Source organism: Bartonella sp. DB5-6 (assembly GCF_000278115.1).
Taxonomy (GTDB): domain Bacteria; phylum Pseudomonadota; class Alphaproteobacteria; order Rhizobiales; family Rhizobiaceae; genus Bartonella; species Bartonella refiksaydamii.
Genome location: NZ_JH725118.1, coordinates 184,813 through 205,388, shown reverse-complemented (window position 1 = coordinate 205,388; position 20,576 = coordinate 184,813). Strand labels below are relative to the sequence as shown.

The following is a 20,576-nucleotide window of genomic DNA, read 5'->3' as shown; positions in this document are numbered from 1 at the left end:
CGGAACAGTGTTATAGTCATCATGGGAAAGTGCAAAAACTGGTAACATATGTTACCAGTTTTTAAAAGTGTAGTCCAAAAGGATTAGAATGAGCGCTGGAAGCGAATCATACCTTGTAAAGCACTTTTCTTATGCAGAGCATGTGTATATGTCGTAGCAGCGTCTATGCTTTTTAAGGAGCGATCATCATTCCAAGAAACGTAAGTGAGCTCTGGTGTAATCACAAAACCTGGAACCAGCGTGTATGCAATATTTACAGAAGTTGCAAAGGTCTTTACAGCGCTATAAGAAACTTGAGCATTTAGATTTGCTTTTGAAGTGAGTTTGTAAGTTGCACCAGCCCATGCAGCCCATTTGCCTCCCCAGTTCGCATAGATTGTCGTATTTTCTCGTGATAATACGTCGTTTGCATCTTTTGTGTAGTAATCAACGCTATTTTTATAGCCAGCCATTGCCCATAGGTTAAAACGGTCATTGACATTGAAATCTACACGTACCTTACCAGCCCATTTTTTGTAGTAAGAATCATAAGCAGCAACTGTTGAAAAACCACCCCATTTTTGCATAAATTTTATACCAAAAACCAGATTGGGAGTGTAATCTTTTATTCTTTTACTTGGGAGACTATCTGTAGGAACGACAGCAATTTTATCATCTTTATCAATATAGTAGTATGTACCTTCGATGGGGGCAGGACCATCGGCGTTGCCTAATTCGGCACCGATAATGGCAGAAAAGCCAGAGTCACCACTAAAGGTATAAGAGATAAAATTGGTACGTGTGATACCACTTGGCGCTATACTGTCATCATTTAGAACGTTTCCATAACCGCCTGTCCAACTGTTGAAAATTGTGTCATCAAGACCTACACGAAAACCACCAAGTTCAATGTAAGCAGCTGAGAGTGTTGCACCAGCTTTGTTAGCACCATTCCCCCAGCTTGAGTAGATTCGTGCATAGGAACGAAGTGTTCCCATTTCTGTTTCAGAAGCGGCTTGAAAAACAAGGGTTAATCGTGAGGATGCACCATATGTTTTTCTTTTTTGAGCTAATTCAGCGTCGGTTGTCGCATCAACGTTATCACCGCCTAGAAAATCAGCGCGGACATTTCCTGATAAACGCATGCAAGTTTCTGTTCCGGGGATATAGAAATATCCTTTTCCATATGCATCGCAAACGCGAACATATTCCACAGGCTCTGGTTCTGCAATTACTGTTGAAGCTGCTTGTGCTCCAGAAATTGCTAAAAAAGCTGCTGTAGAGCTTAAAAAGAGGGATTTAATACTCATAGTGGATCTCCAATGAAAGGTAGTGTAATTTTTTCTAAGGAATATTATTTGTTCAACTCATGAAAGGCAAAAATACGCGATACTCGTAATGCTAGCTATACTGATCTTTTTTAAAGATACAAATATGAAATTACCCTTTTGAAGGATATTCATGTACTATTCAAGGCAATGTGATAAAAAAGGCACAATTTTTATTTTGTTAACTTTATTATCCTCTGTGGGTCACTAAAAAAGAAAAAACTTAGATATTTTTGAAAAAAATCGAAAATGTCTTGAAGTTTCTGTTGATACCATTTATGCACTATCCTTGGAGAGGTGGCCGAGTGGTCGAAGGCGCTCCCCTGCTAAGGGAGTAGGGCTCAAAAGGCTCTCGAGAGTTCGAATCTCTTCCTCTCCGCCATTCTCAATAAAATCGGTGATTTATAATAAGACTAGGTGTTTTAATTCACTTGATTTATTTTTTGCCTATCCCGTCCTTTTTGTAGCTTTTCTGCTTCGAGAGTGTATTTTTGTGGTTTGCAATTTTTGCTGTGAAGCTCTGTTTATTTTTAGAGATATTTTTTATGCTCTAAGGTTGGATTGTCTTCTAAAAGCCCTTTGAATTGTTTATTAAAAAAACATTTCATGCTTTTAGAAAGTTTTGAGCATTTGCAGAAAGTTTCTTTGCATTATTGAATTGTTGTTGTGAACTGTTTTGGGCTGGTTTTTATGAAGTGTCAAAATTCGACGCTTTCATTAAAATGGGTTGTGGGAGCACTAGAATGAGTTTTAGAGATATTGCACAGTTTTTTGTTACTATGTTTACGCAGTTTGAATAGTCATGCAGGTGAAATCTTAATAAGATTAATTGAATCTTAGGGGGTAGATCTTTCTAATTTAAAAAGCGCGATTTTGTCGTTTTTAATAGACTTTTTCAGTTCATAAACTCTGTGTATTCTACGCTTTGCTTCGTGATCTCTATACATATATTATATAATTTTACTGTCTTAAGAGTTTTGTTATCACAAGGTAAGAAGAGATTGGGTATGTATTAATTTTTATGCTGCTGTCAAAGTTATAATCATATCGTTTTTAATAACGTGTTTGTGTGTGCACTGTTATTTGAAGTACTTCGCTTTTGGTGAGCAATAATAGCCTTATGATGTATTTAATCGATTTTTATCATGTTATCTGCGTCGTATTTTGAAGTGCAAATGTGCGAAGGGGCCCAAAAGCGCATGATATATTCCAAAAGGAAACATTTGGAGACGGTAATTGTATGATTTTTTTCATATAGATTTGCGAGAGAGAGACGTCCACCTCATGATAACCAAACAACACATGAAAAAAGTCGTGGTTGGCAATATAAGATAATAAGAAGGTGAAACTTTTGCAGGAAGAAAAGAGATAACACTTAACACTGCGATTGAAAATATTCTTCCGCTGAAAGATACAGCACCGACAATACCGGAAATATGCTGGGTTTGTTTCGGGGTAAGCTCTGAAAAAAACAAGCTTTTTGCGCCTATCGGTACAGTGCAAATAAAACCATGAATTAACGAAAACGCGATGATTGATGCAGTGGTTTGATTGCTATGGACAAAAAAATAAAGCGCTATGCACATAAGGGCAGAAAAGAAGGAAAAATATTTTACAGAATTCTTATATTTTTTATCAAATATGTGATACTTAGACATTAGTGAATTGGAAAAATATTGTGCTGAGAATGCTCCGATATGGCAGAACATTAATATTAACATTTGTGAGCTATTGAGGTGATTGATTTTTCCACCCGAGAGTATTATCGGCTGCCAGAAGTGATAGATAATCTGAATACCAGCACTGAAAAGGCACATCAGAAAAACAAACCATGCTCCTCCAACGGTGTTTTGCAATATCCAGAGCGTTTCCTTAGCATTTTGTAGGATGGTTTTTGTTTTTGTCCCTTCACTTTTTGATTTCTCCTCTTCAGGAACAATAAGAAATACAAAGAGAAGTACCCCCATCATCAGGCATGAGATGATATATCCCATGAAATATTGCTTCGAGTAATATATCGTTGCAATTCCTACGATACCACTAATAACGCTTCCGAAGGAATTTACTTTGTGAGAAAGATGTGCATAATGCGAAAAAAGATCCTGTTTGTTTCCTAGAGAATGGAAAATCCACCCGTCAATGGCACTGACAATAAGGCAAATTCCTGCTGCATAGAAGATCTGAGAAATGATAAGTGCTGTCATATTGGGGGCTTGAAGGCAGAGAATATAAAACAACCCAGTCATAAAAACTCCAGCTGTGACCGAGTATTTACGCCGATATTTGTCAGCCAAAACAGCACAGGGAAAATCAAGAAGCAAGACGGTTCCCGAAAAGGTGATTTGCAGCAGAGCCAATTGGGATAGGCTAACACCCATAGACATCAAAAAAATGGCGTGATAAACACCGATCAACATCCGTACTGCGTGGTAGGATCCATAGGTTACAGCGAGTGTTCGGGGTCTATTCATTGTTTTGTTCCACAGACTTTGCAGTGAGGATTCTTTTTTAAGGAACGCTCTTCTGTGAAAAGTTTGCTGATCCATATCCCCACACGGCGATTAGTGGAAAGTAGATCACCATAACCACCCAAAAATTTAAGAGCATCATTGGCGCACATTGCGGCTGCAAGAGCATTTACGGGGGGAAAGGTGGCGATTTTAAAGTTATTATTGATAGCAGCGCAAGCATTATAGATTAAGTGGTCACTTTTTGGGGGGAGATTTCCTATGGATGAGCTGCATACGTAGCAGCCAGTTTGCCCAAGGATGTAAAAAGGACCAAAAACAGCTATATCATTAACATAGCCGGAATTTATATAGGCTTGTTTATTTTGTACACACCATTCATTTATCCATGGTACCAGTTGATCAGGTGTATCAGCAGAAATAATCCATAAATCAGCTTTGGGTAATTTTTTGATATCTTCTTTCGTAGTGATCGATATTTGTAATTCACTAACTTCACTCTGGCTGTTTCTCCGCGACAATTCACGTCGAAGAACAGTTGTTTTCGGAAGCCCACTATCTTCTTCAGTAAAGAGAATTTGTCTGGTAAGGTCTCTCATCTCAATCACATCATTGTCAACAAAAATTAATTTCCCTACACCAGAAGTAGCCAGTATTGCTGATACATGATTACCAATCCCGCCACATCCTAAAATGACGACCACTTTTTGTGACAGGGTGTGCTGAACGGAGTTTGGATTCATACCGTAACTTTGATAGTGGAGATGACTTCTGGAATACCGATTATTGAAGATATTTTCTGATGTTTCAGCCAAAACAAGAAAGTGGTTAGAAAAAAGAAAGTCAAATGCGCGGTTAAAGTTTTCTTTTAACATAATTGACGATAGCGAATTGTAAGCTTCTTCTATTGTCTTTTTCTCGATCCATTGTGCGGCAAGAAGTACCAAACTCTCCCAGTGTTTTCTATCATTGATAATAAATTGTTTTGAGCCTGCACCAAAAATCGCATCCTTTTCACGGACAACAACACGCGTGTATTTTCCTAAAATATATTGCTATTCCATACTTCCTCCCCCACACATCTATTCATTAGTCTAGCTTTTGCTAAAAAGTAATTTCAGGTAAAAGAATTTCTTTATTAATTAAAACCTATATGATCCATGATCTCTCTCTTTAGTCTCTATATTTTCATTACTCGTCACGCGTGTGACAGAGGCAGGCTATGTCGAAACGGCATTATTGTAAATACATTTTTATGATAGAGGATGAACATTTTTATAAAAATAGTAATGAGGGGAAGCTTTAGATAAGTCAGCTGTTACTGTTTAGTATATAAGAAATATTGATGAAAAATGAATGCTTCTTAGATACATATTGATAGATAATTGCTAATAGTTTTAATTTAATTCTTTACGATAAAAAAACTATATTATGCTAATAATAGATCAATAGATATGGCTAAAAAATGTGATGTAACTGTAGCGTTTGTGCCTTCTATAGAGATTTGCAAGTTTCTTTATCTTAAAAAAATTACAAAATCAATAAGTAAAATGTAACATAAACGCATCTGGTGCCCCAAAGAGGCAGAGCAGGCTTTATTAGCAAGAATCAAATTATATAAAGATGTGCAAGAATGTATTGATGTCTATAGCTTTTTATGATTCAATAAAAAAATTAAGTATTAAAGAAAAAATCTTAAATCAGAAATTAAAGGTGGTCGAGAAGGTAAATTAAGCGAGAGCGATTCATAGGTTATACACATCACAATAAGTGTCGTGAAATGGGATCCAGTCCTGTTGCAAATTTTTTTTAAAAGAAGCGCGCGAGCTTACTAGATGTTATAGTGATGTTCTTAAAGAAGGCAATGACCCTATTGTCTTTCGAGAACAGACTATTTTAAAACAGCAAAGCAATATCTTCCAAGAAATTGCAAAAGCGGCTTTTGAAAGCAAAAAAGCAGAGTTGAAAAATGAAGGCAAAAACGGCCACTGGTTTTCTCCACTCCAGTTGCACGTTATTCCACACATAGGCAAATTACCTATAGAAAAATTAACGGACAATATCATTCGCAATGTTCTCGCTCCCCTTTGGCATGAAAAAGCAGATACAGAGCGAAAGGCACTTAACCGTATTAATATTTTCTTGAAATATGCTACGGATCTTGGTTTAGATGTTGATTTACAAGCTTGTATGAAAGCACGCGCTCTTTTAGGAAAACCACCTGCTACATCAAAAAATATTCCTACTATGCCATGGCAAGAAGTTCCGGCTTTTATTAATACTTAAAATAAGAATATTCCTAAAGTCATATTAGCACCTGCATAAAAAATCAGTCAGCTGTGGATATTAAAGATTTAAGCACAATTTTTTTTAACTAAAATCTATTTTCCAATATCTACATCGTTAGAATAGCATAACTTTACTTGAAAAACCATCAATCTATCCACTAGGGTAAAAATTGTTTAAGAATAAAGTAGAGACAAAAATAACTGATGGAATATTTGGTTTTTATCTATCGAAAGCGGAACACATTTTGTACATACTCTACTCTGTGTTTATGATACTACAATTTATAGAAGAAGGCTTTTTGCGAAGCCTTTTTCTAGATCATAACAGATTTTCAATCCTCAAAGAACCACTGCTTCAAATGTACACAGACCATCTATCACATCTATAGGATGCGCAAAATCAATAACTAAATAATAATAAAATAAAAACTTTCTATTTCACATAACAGACACTATTTTACACCTTGGTAAGTATCAATTATCTCCTGAAGACGCTATTTTTTTGATTCTATAAGTTCTATGTCTCTAGTACTTTTTTTCTGTCCATGTTTCCATCCACACAGACGTTCACCTTGCATGTTATGTTTTAGAATATCTCTTGCTAAATTTGGGCTAATCACGTTGAGATCTTGTCGATTCAAATAAATTGGCAGCCATCCAAGACAAGAAGTACGTTCATTCGTCGCGCAGCCAGTTAGAAAGCTCAGTACGCACATTAGTATCACTTTTCTTATTAATTTCATTCTCTATCTCAATTCGTGTTTTTGCTGTTTTTAAAGCTTCTTCTGTTTGTTTTTTCTGCTCAACTCTCTTTCCAAGAAAAAAGGCTTTTACTAAAGCTACAAAAAAAGCTGCTAAGATTGTTGCTATTAATGTCAGATATTTTCTTATCCATAAGATCATAGACGGTGCTCCTGAAAGCGTTTAACGATATATAGCATAGCCGTACAAGCTGCTAAAACCATAATGCCCGCTAAAGCCCATTGAATAGGACCATTCCCCGCAAAAAGTCCTCCAAGCCCTGAGAAGGAACCTATAATTGGTGCAAGCGCTTCCACTTTACAAATACCCGTTACGCCTTGTGCTTCTACTCTCTGATAATTTGGAGACACATGTGCTCCTTGAGCCCATAGCCATGCTTCAGCTGCTCGACGATTGATAAGACCTTGGAGACGCTTCCCTCCTGCTCTTGTCCATTTTTGCAATTCAATTGGTACGGCTTCGTAATTCCCTTTATTGAGCTTTTTTACGAGTGTAGAGCGACAAAAAGCTTCTGTTCCGATATTATAGCAAAACGACACAAGTGCTGCGAATTGCTTATCACTTAAAGGAACCGTAACAGTTCGTTTAATGACATCTTCGAATTGTTTCAAATCTTGAAGAAGGATTTTTTCTGCTTCTTTTTCTGTAATTTGCATGCCTTTATAGACATCTGGAGCACCGGCAGTGCTTGTATGTCCATAACCAATTGTCCACACACCGATAGCATCTTCGTAAGCATTTAAACGTAAACCTTCCAATTGCTTAATGAGTGCAAGCCCTTCTTTTGATATTTTCCGCATTATTCTTAATCCCATAAAAAAAACCCACACAAAGCAGGAATGAAGTGAAAATTAAAAACTTACTTTCCCCATAGAATGGGACAGTAAAGTGGATCATTAAAGCTAAAAGACTTTTGCAATAGGGGATATTAAAACCTATGCTGCTTTTTCATTTGAACAAAAGTTATATTAATTATTGTACATTCTGTAGTAATCAATCTCCTCTCTGCCTAAAAGACAACGATTTCCAATAGATCAAATTCGTAAAAAAAAATTCTTTCGATGGTTTTTTAAGACTTTTAATACGATTTACTTCACAAACTCTCTAAATTAACACACCCTTTAATGTATTCATTTATTTGAATGAACAAACCATACTTACAATATCTCATTGAACGCACCTTATATTACTAATAAAAGGAACAATTTTCACGGTCAGCTAAATAAATCGGAATCCTCAAGGCACACAAATAAGGAAGTCATTGATTAGCTAATTCCAAATTTTTCCTTTGCGAATTTCTTTTTCCCTCCCCCAAAAATAATAATCAAAACACATGACAATATTGTTGTCTTTTGCCCAGCTAACGCCAATATCAAAGAGTATTAAATCATTGTTTTTTCATTATCTTCTACCCACTTACTTTACATTTTCTTTACAATGCCACACTGCATCGACATCTCTCTCAGAAAAAAATCTCTTCAAAACCAATATTAAAATCTGCATAAAACTACCAAGAAAAACATATGTTACAATAAGCTACGAAGTAATAAGAATTGTTTTCTTAATAATTGTAACAACCAATGATTGTATTACAGAAGCCGCCACTGAACTGAAAAAAAATACCATAACTAAACATTATGTATTCAATAATATACATATAAAACATACTCAATACACATAACGAGTTATACACATCTTGCTCAAAAAATCTATAGTTAATTTTAATATTTTCCATTTTGTTTTCTAAATGTTTTAAAAAATAATTTTTTTATGATATCAAGATGAATATTTAAACAAAATCCGCTGTAAAATTACTTTCAAAGTAAAAAATATTGCGTCAATTAGTTCTGCAATATGTATAGTATTATTGTTTCACACGTGTGCTAATCTGTGTTGAGAAGATATCAATGATCGCTGCCGGTAACAGCTTTTCTTTTGTTCGATCCATTTCCACGTTCAATTTGAATCTTTTGCCATAGAGCAGTTAGGAATAACAACGCTGTGAATATGGGTTGCCTCTTTTGAACGATAGTGAGTGTACCAATTTTTTAGCGTATCAACAACAACGATTCGCAATTGGGGGCTTCAGGGATTATTTCTAGAGCCATATAAGCTAAGTAGAGCAGCTAAGCTAGGTAGAGCAGCGAGGTGGAGAAAGAAAGAAATCTTGGCACTCACTTCAAAGAAAAATAAGGAGCAAATAGGAGTAAATTAGATAAAGTTGTCTAAACCGTAAAAGGTGGTCTGAAAATGGCTATTTAAAGAAAAAATCTATATATTTCAATATGTTAAACACAAAAAGTGGTGCCCAGACGCGGATTCGAACCACGGACACGCGGATTTTCAGTCCGCTGCTCTACCAACTGAGCTATCTGGGCACGTCTCACAAAACACGTGAAACGTGTGCGGTTATAACATTAAAATTCTCTCTGTCCAGTCATCAAAAGAAAAATAATTGATTTTTTATAAGTTTATCTCCCTGACTCTAAGAAATTGTAATTATTCTTTCCATAAAATACACTTGATAGGTATATTGCGATACGTTAGTGTATGATCATCAGGATGCTGTCTTATCGTGGTGGTGGCGCGAGGGGTTTTTTTAAAGAATCAATCTAGCAGCATGATTAAGGGGGTATTTTTGAAAGGTTTCCGCGTATTTTAAGCGTTCTAACGAAATAAAAAGAAAACATTTTTGATTTTTGTCTAAAAAGACTATTGGCACAGTCTTTATAATAGTTCGTTTTTTTAAATAAAGACTAGCCATATATAAAGGGGAGAAATAATGATAATGTTAAGAAAACCAAGTTATCGTCCAAATAATCCTAATTTTTCTTCAGGTCCTTGTAGCAAGCGACCTGGGTGGACTCCTGAAGTTCTTAAAAATGCATTAGTTGGACGTTCGCATCGCTCTAGAGAAGCAGAACTAAAACTTGCTGAAGTTGTTGATTTAACTCGTGAGATTCTTGAAGTGCCTTCTGAGTACCGTATAGGAATTGTTCCTGCTTCGGATACTGGTGCTGTTGAAATGTCTCTGTGGTCTTTATTAGGTGAACGTGGAGTTGATATAGCGGCATGGGAAAGTTTTGGATCAGGATGGATGGCAGATGTTGTTGAGCAGTTAAAGCTTTCTGATGTACGCTGTTTTGAAGCTCCTTACGGTGAACTACCAGACTTAACACAAATTGACTTTGATCGTGATGTTGTTTTTACATGGAATGGAACAACTTCTGGTGTGCGTATTCCTAATGCAGATTTTATTCCAGAGAAGCGAGCAGGGTTGACAATTTGTGATGCAACATCAGCAGCTTTTGCACACAATCTTGATTTTTCAAAATTAGATGTTGTCACTTTTTCATGGCAAAAAGTTTTAGGAGGGGAGGCAGCACATGGTATGTTGATTTTAAGTCCGCGTGCTGTTGAACGGCTAGAGAGTTATGTTCCAGCTTGGCCCATGCCACAAATTTTCTGTATAACAAAAGATAGAAAATTGAACGAAAGTATTTTTAAGGGGGTAACTATCAATACACCTTCTTTGCTGTGTATTGAAGATTTTCTTGATGCATTGAAGTGGGCAAAGTCACAAGGTGGTTTACAGGCATTGAGGGCGCGTGTTGAGAAAAACTTTTCTATACTTGATGCCTTTGTTTGTAAAACACCGTGGTTAGAATATTTAGCAAAGGATCCTCAAGTACGTTCTAATACATCTGTTTGTTTAGATATTGTAGATCCAGTGATTACTGCTTTGGATACTGAAAAACGGGTATCTTTTATAAAGGCGGTAGTGGATCGTCTTGATGAGGAAGGAGTCGCTTATGACATTGGCTCGTATCGAGATGCTCCTCCAGGACTTCGGATTTGGACAGGTATAACAATTGAGGCTTCTGATCTCGAAATTTTAACACAATGGCTTGAATGGGCATTTCAGATTGAAAAAGCACGTCTTTAAGGTACTGTTTGTCTTGGTTATACTTATTTGCTTTTATTATTATGAAACTGAAAATTTAAGTACCTGAAGACTGGGAAAAAGCTGAAATGAAGAGTCGCACTTGCTCTAATGTTTGGTTATAAAGAAGTATTTTTTTTGAATGCTAGTTTTATTTGACGAACACGACGGAGAAAGTTATGGCCAATGTAGTAGTTGTCGGTACACAATGGGGAGATGAAGGCAAAGGTAAAATTGTAGATTGGTTGTCTGAACGAGCAGATATTGTGGTAAGATATCAGGGCGGTCATAATGCAGGTCATACATTGGTTGTTGATGGGGTTAGTTATAAATTATCGCTTCTACCATCTGGTTTAGTTCGTGGGAAGTTATCAATTATAGGTAATGGTGTTGTTGTTGATCCTCATCATTTTGTAGCAGAATTAAAAAAGCTACGTGATCAGGGAGTGAGAATTACACCAGAAATTTTACGTATTGCTGAAAATGCTCCATTGATTCTTTCTTTGCATCGTGATCTTGATGCAAGTCGGGAAAGTGGTTTATCTGGTTTAAAAATTGGTACGACAAAGCGTGGTATTGGCCCAGCTTATGAAGATAAGGTGGGACGTCGTGCTATCCGAGTAATGGATTTGGCGGAAGCTGATACGCTTATGGCTAAGATTGAACGACTTTTAGGACATCATAATGCTTTGCGTCGTGGAATGGGCGTTGCAGAGATTGATTCTAAAGCACTTTATGAAGAATTGATGCGAGTAGCGGATGAAATTCTACCCTTTATGGATTGTACGTGGCGTCTTTTAGATGAAAGTTATCGGATGGGAAAACATATTCTTTTTGAAGGTGCACAAGGTGCTTTATTAGATAATGATTTTGGGACTTATCCTTATGTGACGTCATCCAACACAGTTTCTGGACAGGCATGTACTGGTTCAGGTATGGGGCCTAGCTCAATTCATTATGTTTTAGGTATTGCAAAAGCTTATACAACGCGTGTTGGAGAAGGACCATTTCCGACAGAGCAGATAAATGATATTGGCGATTTTCTGGGAATACATGGACATGAATTTGGCGTTGTAACTGGTCGAAAACGTCGATGTGGTTGGTTTGATGCTGTCTTAGTACGTCAGATGGTAACGGTTTGTGGTGTTCAGGGTATAGCACTGACAAAGCTCGATGTTTTGGATGGTTTGGATGAAATTAAAATCTGTATTGGTTATGAGCTTGATGGTAAAAGAATCGATTATTTACCTTCTTCCATGGGAGCTCAAGCGCGTGTAAATCCTATTTATGAGACATTAGAAGGTTGGAAGGAAGCAACAGCGCATGCGTTGAGCTGGGAGGATTTACCAGTGCAGGCAGTTAGGTATATACGTTATATTGAAGAAATGATCCATACACGGGTGGCTTTATTATCTACTAGCCCTGAGCGTGAAGATACTATCCTTGTTACTGATCCTTTTGAAAATTAATCATTATTTTGAGATTTCTGTAGAGTTTTTCATGTTGTCTCTGTATTTTTGTATAAATAGAAATTTAAGAGCAAGTGAGGGAAAGGTACAAAAGAGCATTGTTTATTTTCCATGTTCACTTTAAACTGCGACGATAGTTGTATCAATATAAATGACAATCAATTTAGAGGGCTAAAAGAAGGGCGTTTTTGTCCTTGCGGCTGGAGTTTTTTCTCAGTTTGAGAAAGATTATAAAGGATATGGTAGATTTCGTTGGAATCTTAAAAAAGGCAATGGATGCGCAGAATAATGTTACACCACAAGTGCGCCAGAGAATTTATAAACGAGCTATTGAAACACTAGAACATCAGTTTGTCGCAGCCACAATACCACAAGCGATGGCAGATGAGCAAAGACAGATTTTGCAAAGCGCTATTGCAACTGTTGAAGAAGAATATTTAGCAGTTGAAAAGGAGTTGCTTTCTTCCGTTATTGGATGGAAATCTACAGGTATAGTTGAAGGTTCCCAACACACACAAAGCTCTGTGCCTCCACACGATCATGAGTTTTCAGTTGTGATGATAGAAGGAAGACAGGATAGAGTTACAAATTCAAAAGATAAAGAAGTGTTTGATGAGTCTGTTTCAGGATTGCCAGATGCCGAACCTGTCAATATGGATGCTTATTTGGTTTCTCAGCATATTGACAAGAATACGTTAAAATCTTCACCTTTAGCTTCTACTTCGCAAATAGATAACCTGCATATTGTTTCGCATATTTTTTCTCAAGCTATACGGCGTGCTAATCAGTCTTCTCTGCAAAAGCGTATCGCAATAGGTACTGCTATTGCCGCTAGTTTGGTCACTTTAACCACTGGTATTTGTTTTGTTGGTGGGCGTATATTTGTGTCAAATAATGATCAGTTGTCACAGGGGAATGTTCAGGTTTCTCATGTATTACAAAAGGCATTTTCTGTTAATAGAAAATTAACGCAACGTTTATTAGAGGATGGGAGCGAAGTTGATACAGGCTTAGATCAGACGGAAAATTCTTCAAATGAGAAAGAAACCTCAACAGTTGTTACCACAAATTTGCAGTCAACTGGACAAGCAGGTGAGGCCATCTTTTATCAGGAGCGTACAGATTATGATGCAGAAAAAGTGGCAACGGGGAGTGCTCGTTGGACGCTTATAAAAGAATCTCGTGTGAAGGGAGCTCCAGAAGAGTCGATTATACAAGGTGATATAACAATTCCAGATGAAGGGCTATCATTACGGTTGATTTTACGTCGTAATACCGATCTGTCTCTCCCTGCTGCGTATATTATAGATCTTATTTTTAATCTTTCTGATAAATTTTCAGGGGAAACTATAAGCAATGTTCAAACATTAGTTTTTAAGGCCAGTGAACACTCCATTGGGCAAGCTTTAGCTAGGACTGTTGCAGCGAAGATTGGCGATAATTTTTTTCTTATTGCATTGAGCGACAATCATCCATTTCTCGACCGCAATCTACAATTGATGCGAGAATTAGATTGGGTGCGTTTGGTGTTGACTGATAAAAACGGACGTATAAATGAATTGACCTTTGCAAAAGGGCCAAAAGGTGAATCCATTTTTAATGAAGTTATTGGACAATGGCTTGCGCAATCAAATAAGCCAACAGATCTTGATAAAAAAGAATAGAGCATTAACGTGGATGAAGAAAAAAGTCGTCACGAGTCTTGGATAAAAGGATCTATCATTTGAGCTTCAAGAACACGGAGCCAATATATATTGGCTCTCATTTTTTTCAAAAATACACAAATATGCCAAATCTACATCCGCCTTTGTGGGGTTTATGCCTGATTTTGGGATAAAACAGAAGCTTTGATAGAATGCTGTATTTTTTCAAATGCACGCATTTCAATTTGTCTTACACGTTCCCGACTGATGTGAAATTCACTTGAAAGTTCTTCTAGCGTCAACGGTTCATCGCTTAAACGACGTGCTTTGAATATACGCTTTTCACGCTCATTCAAATTATCCATGGCGCTTGTTAACATAGAACGACGATTTTCCAATTCATTTTGTTCGATCAAAACTTGTTCTTGATTGTCAGAGTGATCCACTAACCAATCCTGCCACTCACCATTTTCACCTTCCTTTGTGCGAAGAGGCGCATTGAGTGAAGTATCACCGCAAAGTCGACGATTCATTGACACAACTTCATCTTCTGTGACATTCAATTTTGTTGAGATCTCTTTAATTTGCTCTGAATTGAGATCGCCATTATCAAAGGCTTGAAGCCTACTTTTTAATTTACGAAGGTTGAAAAACAAGCGCTTTTGATTAGCAGTTGTTCCAATTTTTACCAAGCTCCAAGACCGCAATACATATTCTTGGATTGAAGCTTTAATCCACCATATAGCATAGGTTGCAAGACGAAACCCCCGTTCTGGTTCGAAACGCTTAACAGCTTGCATAAGCCCAACATTGCCTTCTGAAATGACTTCTCCAATGGGCAAACCGTAACCGCGATATCCCATTGCGATTTTGGCTACAAGACGCAAATGACTAGTCACCAGCCTATGGGCTGCTTTTAGATCATTATGTTTACGATAACGTTGAGCCAGCATATATTCTTCTTTTGGCTCAAGCATAGGAAAATGACGTACCTCCTCTAGATAACGATTCAATCCTCCATCACCTGCGGTCACTGATAGTAGATTCATATGGGCCATATAGCACCCTCCTTTTGCATGAATTCCCTGATAAGGCAAATTCTATTTCCAGACATTATAAATATCTTTCTGATTTTATTCTAGCATAATTTTTAATTTTGTTCAAAAAGAGATATTTTATTGTGAAATCCTGAGAAGACTAAAAGTTTCAATTCATTTTTTTAAAATGATTGATAAGTTCAATCATATCTTGGGGGAGAGGTGAAGAAAAAGACATAATTTCACCTGTAGCGGGATGTTCAAAGGTAAGACTGGTTGCATGGAGAGCTTGTCGGTTGAGTTGATCAATTGCATTTTTAATAATCGGATTGAATGTATTTGATTTTGTTTTAAAAGCATTTCCATAAACAGTATCACCTACGAGTGGGTGTCCGATATGGGCCATATGAACACGAATTTGGTGTGTACGTCCAGTTTCTAGACGACATTCCAGAAGGCTAGCAAAAGATGTTGTATCTGTAAAAGTTCCATATTTTTCTAAGAGAGAAAAATGTGTAATAGCGTGGCGAGCATGGGGGCTTTTGTTATGGACGACAGCTTGCTTCGTTCGGTTATGGGGAGAGCGTCCAAGAGCTGCATCAATTGTCCAAACATTACGGTTAGGAGATCCCCAAATCAAAGCATGATATCGTCGATCTAATGCGCTGGTACGTCCATGGTCAGAAAATTGGGCACTGAGGCTTTTATGAGCCAAGTCATTTTTAGCGACCACCATGACTCCAGTTGTATTTTTATCGAGACGATGCACAATGCCTGGGCGCTTAATACCTCCAATACCAGACAAACTTTCACCACAATGATAGATAAGAGCGTTAACTAATGTTCCACTCCAATTGCCATTGCCAGGATGGACAACGAGACCAGCTGGTTTATTGATGACAATGACGTGATCATCTTCAAAGAGAATGTCCAATGCAATGGCTTCACCGCTAGGTTCTGCATCACGAAGGGTAGGCATCGTCAACTCGATAATTTGGTTAGGTTTTAATTTTGTTTTCGGTTCCTTTATTAATTGACCATCAACTTTAAGATAGCCTTCACGGATGAGAGTTTGCAGACGTGAACGCGACAGTGCATTATGATATTGTTTAGCTAGCCACTGATCGAGACGTTGCCCAAGAGCATCTTCATCCGTTATTTGCTGTGTTATCATACAATCCCTATAAAGCTTTGAATAAGATTCTTTTACCAGTATGAAATTGCTTTGGTATCAAGAAATTCCTTAATTCCCCAGTGACCGCCTTCACGAGCACGCCCAGAAAATTTGACTCCTCCAAAGTAACTACCACTGGGTAATCCATGTCCGTTAACTTCTACCATCCCAGACCGTACTTGTGCAGCAATACGACGACATTTGCCGCGATCTTGCGATTGTATATAGTTTGTAAGACCATATTCGGTGTTATTGGCCAAAGTTATGGCTTCATCTTCTGTATTAAAGGGAATAATCGAGAGGACTGGACCAAAGATTTCTTCTCGAAAAATACGCATATGGGGTTTCACATCGGCAAAGACTGTTGGGCGCACATAATAACCGCGTTCCATTCCCATTGGTAAACCAGATCCACCCGCGACAAGGGTTGCACCTTCATCAATTCCAGATTGAATAAGATCTTGTATTTTGTCGTATTGTTGTTTTGAAACTACAGGACCAATGTGATTTCCTGCTTGGTGCCCTGGCCCCACTTGTGTTTTTACAGCAATATCTTTGGCTGTTCTGATGGCTTTGTCATAGATAGCTTGTTCCACAAGCATACGTGTTGGTGCATTACAGCTTTGCCCACTATTGTAAAAGCAGTGTTGTACACCACGTTGAATAGCATCTATATCGGCATCAGCAAAGATGATGTTAGCTCCTTTACCTCCAAGTTCCAGACAGACTCTTTTTAAAGTGTTGCTAGCATTTTTAGAAATATCTTTTCCTGCTCTAGTTGATCCGGTAAAGCTGATCATTTCTAGGTCTGGGTGAGCAGAGAGGTAAGAGCCAATGTTGGCACCATCACCGTTAATTAAATTAAAAACGCCTGCTGGGAGAGCAGCTTCATCTAAAATTTCAGCAAAAAGCATAGCAGAAAGAGGAGCAATTTCAGAGGGTTTTAACACCATAGTGCAGCCAGCCAAAAGAGCTGGGATAACTTTAAGTGTCACTTGGTTCATGGGCCAATTCCATGGTGTAATCAATCCTACGACGCCGATAGGATCATAATGAAGAATCGCTTGCTCATTTCCTTCTATTAAAACATCTTGGAATGAAAATTCTTTGTAAGCTTTGATAAAGTTGCGAATATGAGAACTCCCAGTTGCGGTTTGCGCATTGAGCGCCATATCAATAGGTGCTCCCATTTCCATTGAAATGGTTTTTGCCATATCGCCTGAGCGTTTTTCATAGATTTCTAAAATTTTTTCAACAAAACCCAGACGTTCACTAGGTTGGGTTGTTTTCCAAGTTTGAAAAGCTATTTGAGCCGCGTTAATTGCTTTATCTGCGTCTCTTATGCTACCAAGGCTAATGACAGCACAAGCCTCTTCTGTTGATGGATTAATAACATATAGATCGTGAGGAGTGCTTGGATCATCCCATAGACCATTGATATAAAATTTCCGCTTATTCAACATGATTTACTCCCTAATTTCTCTCTATTTTTGTGTTATTAAATTTTTTTCCTATTTGAACCTTTTTAAATAAGGATAACAAGGATAATCTTATCAAAGGTAAAGAAACTGGTTTGTTTTATGACAATGAGATCAAAAAGCTAAAAGAGTGCTTCTCATATTAACTGTTCTTATAAAATGGAAAGAGAACAACTGGCAATTTCGTAATTTTTTATTACAGAGTTTTTTTCGAAACAAATGCAGTACAGCTTATAGGCAGTATGAATTTTGCAATTTGCCCAGTATTTGTGGTGAAAATTTTATTTAAGAGAAATTATAGCATTATTTTTTTATTAAAAGTGACATCCAGCAAAAGGTTATTAACCTTCATACTCTATAGTCTCTATGCATTCTTTTTGAAGAGTTAATTGTTTTTATTGCTATCAGTTTGTAGGGTGTCATGCATAATTCGAAAAAAAAATCTATTTCTACGCCTTCTTTTTCTGATGAGAGTGTACAAGATGTATCAGAAAGCAGTTCATCTACTAAGATTGCAGAGATATTTCCTTACCCAGAAGTATGGAAAAAGGCATTTACTCTCAGACAAAACGTGCGTTTTACACGAACACCAGAAGTTGAAATCTTGCGTCGTCGTATAGAAACAGATCCAGTTTTTGCCAAACAGTTTAAAGTTTTGACCAAGCAAGAGCGAAAAAATCTTACAAATATTATACACTGTAACAAAAAAACAACAAACTCTCCATCGATCAAAAGAGTGGTTAATCCTCAATCGCTAGAGAATAAAGCATCAATTTGCCATTTAACAGTTTTGAAGCAGTTGTCACAGCAAGCTGTTAGTACGCCGCTTAAGGAGGATAAACAGAAGCATAAATTACAAGTAGAAAATGTGGTTCAAAAAACAAAGCCTATTTTTTATCTTTCCGATGACGCATTTTTTGAGTGTGAATCCTTTATATTAGAACAGGTGGACACTAAAACTTCAGGAGAGGACATAACACCGATTGAGTTCATGGGGAATGAAGTCACATCCGATACTACTTCTGTATTCGATGAGTCAATTACAGCTCTTTACCGTGTTCTTGAATGCCGCTTTCCACAGTTTTACGATTCAACACTATTCGAATCTCCAGAAAAGAATATCCGAGGAATTGAGAAAACTTCCGCTTTGATGCATGTAAAGAGTGATCTTGTTAAAAAGAATCAAAAGCCTCACTCTGAGATCAGTATTGAAAATTCTACTGATACGTTAGGTGATGTAGAATCTACTGATGCAGAGACTCCTACAACAACTAAAAATGCCAAGAATATTACCGATTGTAGAACAGAAAGTGTTGCAAAGAGTTCAGAAGATTTTCCTGCGATAAAACAAAAAGGCAAAGCATTGCGATCTGCTAGCACGTTGTTAGACAATTATAGTTCTGCTTTTATGTCAAACGTTCAATCTTTTGACGATGGCACTTATGAATTTCCTCCGATCAATTTATTGCAGGAACCTGTTTTTCATGAAGGCGCGATAATTTCGCAGGAAACATTAGAGCGTGGTGCTGGGCTTTTGGAGAGTGTTTTGGAAGATTTTGGTATTAAGGGTGAAATTATCCATGTTCATCTAGGACCAGTGGTAACAATGTATGAATTTGAGCCTGCTGCTGGAGTAAAATCATCGCGGGTCATTAATCTTTCCGATGATATTGCTCGTTCGATGTCTGCTATTTCTACACGCGTTGCTGTGATTCCTGGACGCAATGTTATTGGAATTGAGTTACCAAATGCGGTTCGTGAAACAGTTTATTTACGAGAATTAATCCAAACAAGTTCTTTTCGTAAAAGCCAATTTAAACTAGCTCTTGCTTTGGGGAAGGGGATTAATGGTGAGCCTGTCATTGCAGAATTAGCGAAAATGCCTCATTTATTGGTTGCGGGAACAACGGGGTCGGGGAAATCCGTTGCAATTAATACAATGATTTTGTCGATTCTTTATCGAATGACACCAAAGCAGTGTCGTTTGATTATGGTTGACCCTAAAATGTTAGAACTTTCTGTTTATGATGGCATTCCACATCTTTTAACGCCTGTTGTAACAGATCCCAAAAAAGCTGTAACAGCTTTAAAATGGGCGGTCCGTGAAATGGAAGAGCGTTACCGCAAAATGGCTAAATTAGGTGTACGTAATATTGATGGTTTTAATGCGCGCGTTGCACTCGCGGCACAAAAAGGTGAAACGATCATGTGTACTGTGCAATCGGGTTTTGATAAGGAAAGTGGGGAAATGCTTTATCATGAAGAAGCGATGGATCTAACGCAGCTTCCTTATATTGTTGTGATTGTTGATGAGATGGCCGATCTCATGATGGTGGCGGGTAAAGAAATTGAAAATGCCATTCAGCGTTTAGCGCAGATGGCGCGTGCGGCAGGTATTCATCTTATTATGGCAACGCAGCGTCCTTCTGTTGATGTCATTACAGGCACGATTAAAGCGAATTTTCCTACTCGTATTTCTTTTCAAGTAACATCAAAAATTGATAGTCGTACAATTTTGGGAGAACAAGGAGCTGAGACACTTTTGGGACAAGGGGATATGCTTCATATGGCAGGTGGTGGGCGTATTGTACGTGTTCATGGGCCTTTTGTTTCTGACGAAGAAGTTGAATCCATAGTTGCACATCTTAAAATGCAAGGAAAGCCTGATTATTTAGCAACGGTAACGGATAGTGAAGATGATAACAAAGAGGTTGAGCTTGCTGATTCAGTTGCTGAAGTTTCTACGGCAGAAAGTTTTGGGGAAGATGGTGAAGAACTTTATATGCAAGCTGTAAAAATTGTTATGCGTGATAAAAAATGTTCGACATCTTATATTCAACGCCGGCTTGCAATTGGTTATAATAAAGCAGCTTCTCTCGTTGAGCGTATGGAAGAAAAAGGCATTGTTGGAGCCGCTAATCATGTTGGGAAACGCGAAATTCTCATCAATGAGGTACAATAATAAGCAAGGCAATTTTAAAGATGCGTGACTTTTAAAATGCCTAAT

Annotated in this window: 14 protein-coding genes, 2 tRNA genes and 1 pseudogene; 7 read left to right on the top strand and 10 right to left on the bottom strand. The window is 37.5% G+C overall.

Translation table 11 applies throughout. The features are described 5' to 3' along the window. Nucleotides 1-83: 83 nt before the first annotated feature. A complete protein-coding gene (locus MCO_RS05710) occupies nucleotides 84-1,289 on the bottom strand; it encodes a porin (protein ID WP_007553194.1) in 1,206 nt (401 codons plus the stop codon). Between the two features lie 309 nt (nucleotides 1,290-1,598). On the opposite strand from MCO_RS05710, the gene MCO_RS05705 reads away from it, so the two are divergent. Further along, nucleotides 1,599-1,689: transfer RNA gene (locus MCO_RS05705), tRNA-Ser, on the top strand. A gap of 868 nt (nucleotides 1,690-2,557) precedes the next feature. Here the strand turns inward: MCO_RS05705 and MCO_RS05700 are convergent. Together MCO_RS05700 and MCO_RS05695 are read right to left on the bottom strand one after the other, a co-directional pair. Next, nucleotides 2,558-3,778: an MFS transporter gene (locus tag MCO_RS05700; RefSeq protein WP_007553191.1), complete on the bottom strand. Its 1,221-nt coding sequence runs from the start codon at nucleotides 3,776-3,778 to the stop codon at nucleotides 2,558-2,560. Continuing rightward, nucleotides 3,775-4,650, bottom strand: a complete 876-nt coding sequence (locus tag MCO_RS05695) for a ThiF family adenylyltransferase (protein WP_007553189.1) — start codon at nucleotides 4,648-4,650, stop codon at nucleotides 3,775-3,777. The genes MCO_RS05700 and MCO_RS05695 overlap by 4 nt, the downstream gene beginning before the upstream one ends. A gap of 854 nt (nucleotides 4,651-5,504) precedes the next feature. Here MCO_RS05695 and MCO_RS05690 point away from each other — a divergent pair. Further along, nucleotides 5,505-6,049, top strand: a pseudogene (locus MCO_RS05690) (integrase); the annotation flags it as partial. A 508-nt stretch (nucleotides 6,050-6,557) separates the two neighbouring features. On the opposite strand, the gene MCO_RS11220 reads toward MCO_RS05690, so the two are convergent. Genes MCO_RS11220 through MCO_RS05680 form a run of 3 tightly spaced genes read right to left on the bottom strand, consistent with a single transcriptional unit; the run spans nucleotide 6,558 to nucleotide 7,625 of the window. Continuing rightward, nucleotides 6,558-6,806, bottom strand: coding sequence for a hypothetical protein (locus MCO_RS11220; RefSeq protein WP_081488151.1), 249 nt, complete (start codon nucleotides 6,804-6,806; stop codon nucleotides 6,558-6,560). Further along, nucleotides 6,739-6,966 carry a hypothetical protein gene (locus tag MCO_RS05685; RefSeq protein WP_007553187.1) on the bottom strand — a complete coding sequence of 76 codons (228 nt, stop codon included), beginning with the start codon at nucleotides 6,964-6,966 and terminating at the stop codon, nucleotides 6,739-6,741. Before MCO_RS05685 ends, MCO_RS11220 begins: the two co-directional genes overlap by 68 nt. After that, nucleotides 6,963-7,625 carry a lysozyme gene (locus tag MCO_RS05680; protein ID WP_007553186.1) on the bottom strand — a complete coding sequence of 221 codons (663 nt, stop codon included), beginning with the start codon at nucleotides 7,623-7,625 and terminating at the stop codon, nucleotides 6,963-6,965. Before MCO_RS05680 ends, MCO_RS05685 begins: the two co-directional genes overlap by 4 nt. A 1,235-nt stretch (nucleotides 7,626-8,860) precedes the next feature. Here MCO_RS05680 and MCO_RS11215 point away from each other — a divergent pair. Then, nucleotides 8,861-9,040, top strand: coding sequence for a DNA-binding protein (locus MCO_RS11215; RefSeq protein ID WP_081488150.1), 180 nt, complete (start codon nucleotides 8,861-8,863; stop codon nucleotides 9,038-9,040). An 87-nt stretch (nucleotides 9,041-9,127) separates the two neighbouring features. Here MCO_RS11215 and MCO_RS05675 read toward each other — a convergent pair. After that, nucleotides 9,128-9,203 (bottom strand) — tRNA-Phe (locus MCO_RS05675). A 404-nt stretch (nucleotides 9,204-9,607) separates the two neighbouring features. On the opposite strand from MCO_RS05675, the gene MCO_RS05670 reads away from it, so the two are divergent. From MCO_RS05670 to MCO_RS05660, 3 genes are all read left to right on the top strand, one after another. Further along, a complete protein-coding gene (locus tag MCO_RS05670) occupies nucleotides 9,608-10,771 on the top strand; it encodes a phosphoserine transaminase (protein ID WP_007553185.1) in 1,164 nt (387 codons plus the stop codon). Between the two features lie 176 nt (nucleotides 10,772-10,947). Beyond that, entirely contained in the window at nucleotides 10,948-12,237 is a 1,290-nt protein-coding gene (locus tag MCO_RS05665; RefSeq protein ID WP_007553184.1) for an adenylosuccinate synthase, read from the top strand. 239 nt (nucleotides 12,238-12,476) lie between these two features. Further along, nucleotides 12,477-13,901, top strand: coding sequence for a hypothetical protein (locus tag MCO_RS05660; RefSeq protein ID WP_007553183.1), 1,425 nt, complete (start codon nucleotides 12,477-12,479; stop codon nucleotides 13,899-13,901). Nucleotides 13,902-14,053: 152 nt separating this feature from the next. On the opposite strand, the gene rpoH is transcribed toward MCO_RS05660, so the two are convergent. From rpoH to MCO_RS05645, 3 genes are all read right to left on the bottom strand, one after another. Then, nucleotides 14,054-14,938 carry an RNA polymerase sigma factor RpoH gene (rpoH, locus tag MCO_RS05655; protein ID WP_007553182.1) on the bottom strand — a complete coding sequence of 295 codons (885 nt, stop codon included), beginning with the start codon at nucleotides 14,936-14,938 and terminating at the stop codon, nucleotides 14,054-14,056. A 148-nt stretch (nucleotides 14,939-15,086) separates the two neighbouring features. Further along, the gene (locus MCO_RS05650; protein WP_007553181.1) at nucleotides 15,087-16,091 is read right to left on the bottom strand and encodes an RluA family pseudouridine synthase; all 1,005 of its coding nucleotides are present in this window, start codon (nucleotides 16,089-16,091) and stop codon (nucleotides 15,087-15,089) included. A gap of 32 nt (nucleotides 16,092-16,123) precedes the next feature. After that, on the bottom strand, nucleotides 16,124-17,554 hold the full coding sequence (locus tag MCO_RS05645; protein WP_007553180.1) for an aldehyde dehydrogenase family protein: 1,431 nt from the start codon (nucleotides 17,552-17,554) through the stop codon (nucleotides 16,124-16,126). A 436-nt stretch (nucleotides 17,555-17,990) separates the two neighbouring features. Here MCO_RS05645 and MCO_RS05640 point away from each other — a divergent pair, with 436 nt between their 5' ends. After that, nucleotides 17,991-20,531, top strand: a complete 2,541-nt coding sequence (locus MCO_RS05640; RefSeq protein WP_007553179.1) for a DNA translocase FtsK — start codon at nucleotides 17,991-17,993, stop codon at nucleotides 20,529-20,531. The last annotated feature ends 45 nt before the right edge of the window (nucleotides 20,532-20,576 follow it).

Coding starts and splice junctions, on each gene's coding strand:
- MCO_RS05710 (WP_007553194.1), bottom strand. CDS start 1,289: ATGAGTATTAAATCCCTCTTTTTAAGCTCTACAGCAGCTTTTTTAGCA.
- MCO_RS05700 (WP_007553191.1), bottom strand. CDS start 3,778: ATGAATAGACCCCGAACACTCGCTGTAACCTATGGATCCTACCACGCA.
- MCO_RS05695 (WP_007553189.1), bottom strand. CDS start 4,650: ATGTTAAAAGAAAACTTTAACCGCGCATTTGACTTTCTTTTTTCTAAC.
- MCO_RS11220 (WP_081488151.1), bottom strand. CDS start 6,806: ATGAAATTAATAAGAAAAGTGATACTAATGTGCGTACTGAGCTTTCTA.
- MCO_RS05685 (WP_007553187.1), bottom strand. CDS start 6,966: ATGATCTTATGGATAAGAAAATATCTGACATTAATAGCAACAATCTTA.
- MCO_RS05680 (WP_007553186.1), bottom strand. CDS start 7,625: ATGCGGAAAATATCAAAAGAAGGGCTTGCACTCATTAAGCAATTGGAA.
- MCO_RS05670 (WP_007553185.1), top strand. CDS start 9,608: ATGATAATGTTAAGAAAACCAAGTTATCGTCCAAATAATCCTAATTTT.
- MCO_RS05665 (WP_007553184.1), top strand. CDS start 10,948: ATGGCCAATGTAGTAGTTGTCGGTACACAATGGGGAGATGAAGGCAAA.
- MCO_RS05660 (WP_007553183.1), top strand. CDS start 12,477: ATGGTAGATTTCGTTGGAATCTTAAAAAAGGCAATGGATGCGCAGAAT.
- rpoH (WP_007553182.1), bottom strand. CDS start 14,938: ATGGCCCATATGAATCTACTATCAGTGACCGCAGGTGATGGAGGATTG.
- MCO_RS05650 (WP_007553181.1), bottom strand. CDS start 16,091: ATGATAACACAGCAAATAACGGATGAAGATGCTCTTGGGCAACGTCTC.
- MCO_RS05645 (WP_007553180.1), bottom strand. CDS start 17,554: ATGTTGAATAAGCGGAAATTTTATATCAATGGTCTATGGGATGATCCA.
- MCO_RS05640 (WP_007553179.1), top strand. CDS start 17,991: ATGCATAATTCGAAAAAAAAATCTATTTCTACGCCTTCTTTTTCTGAT.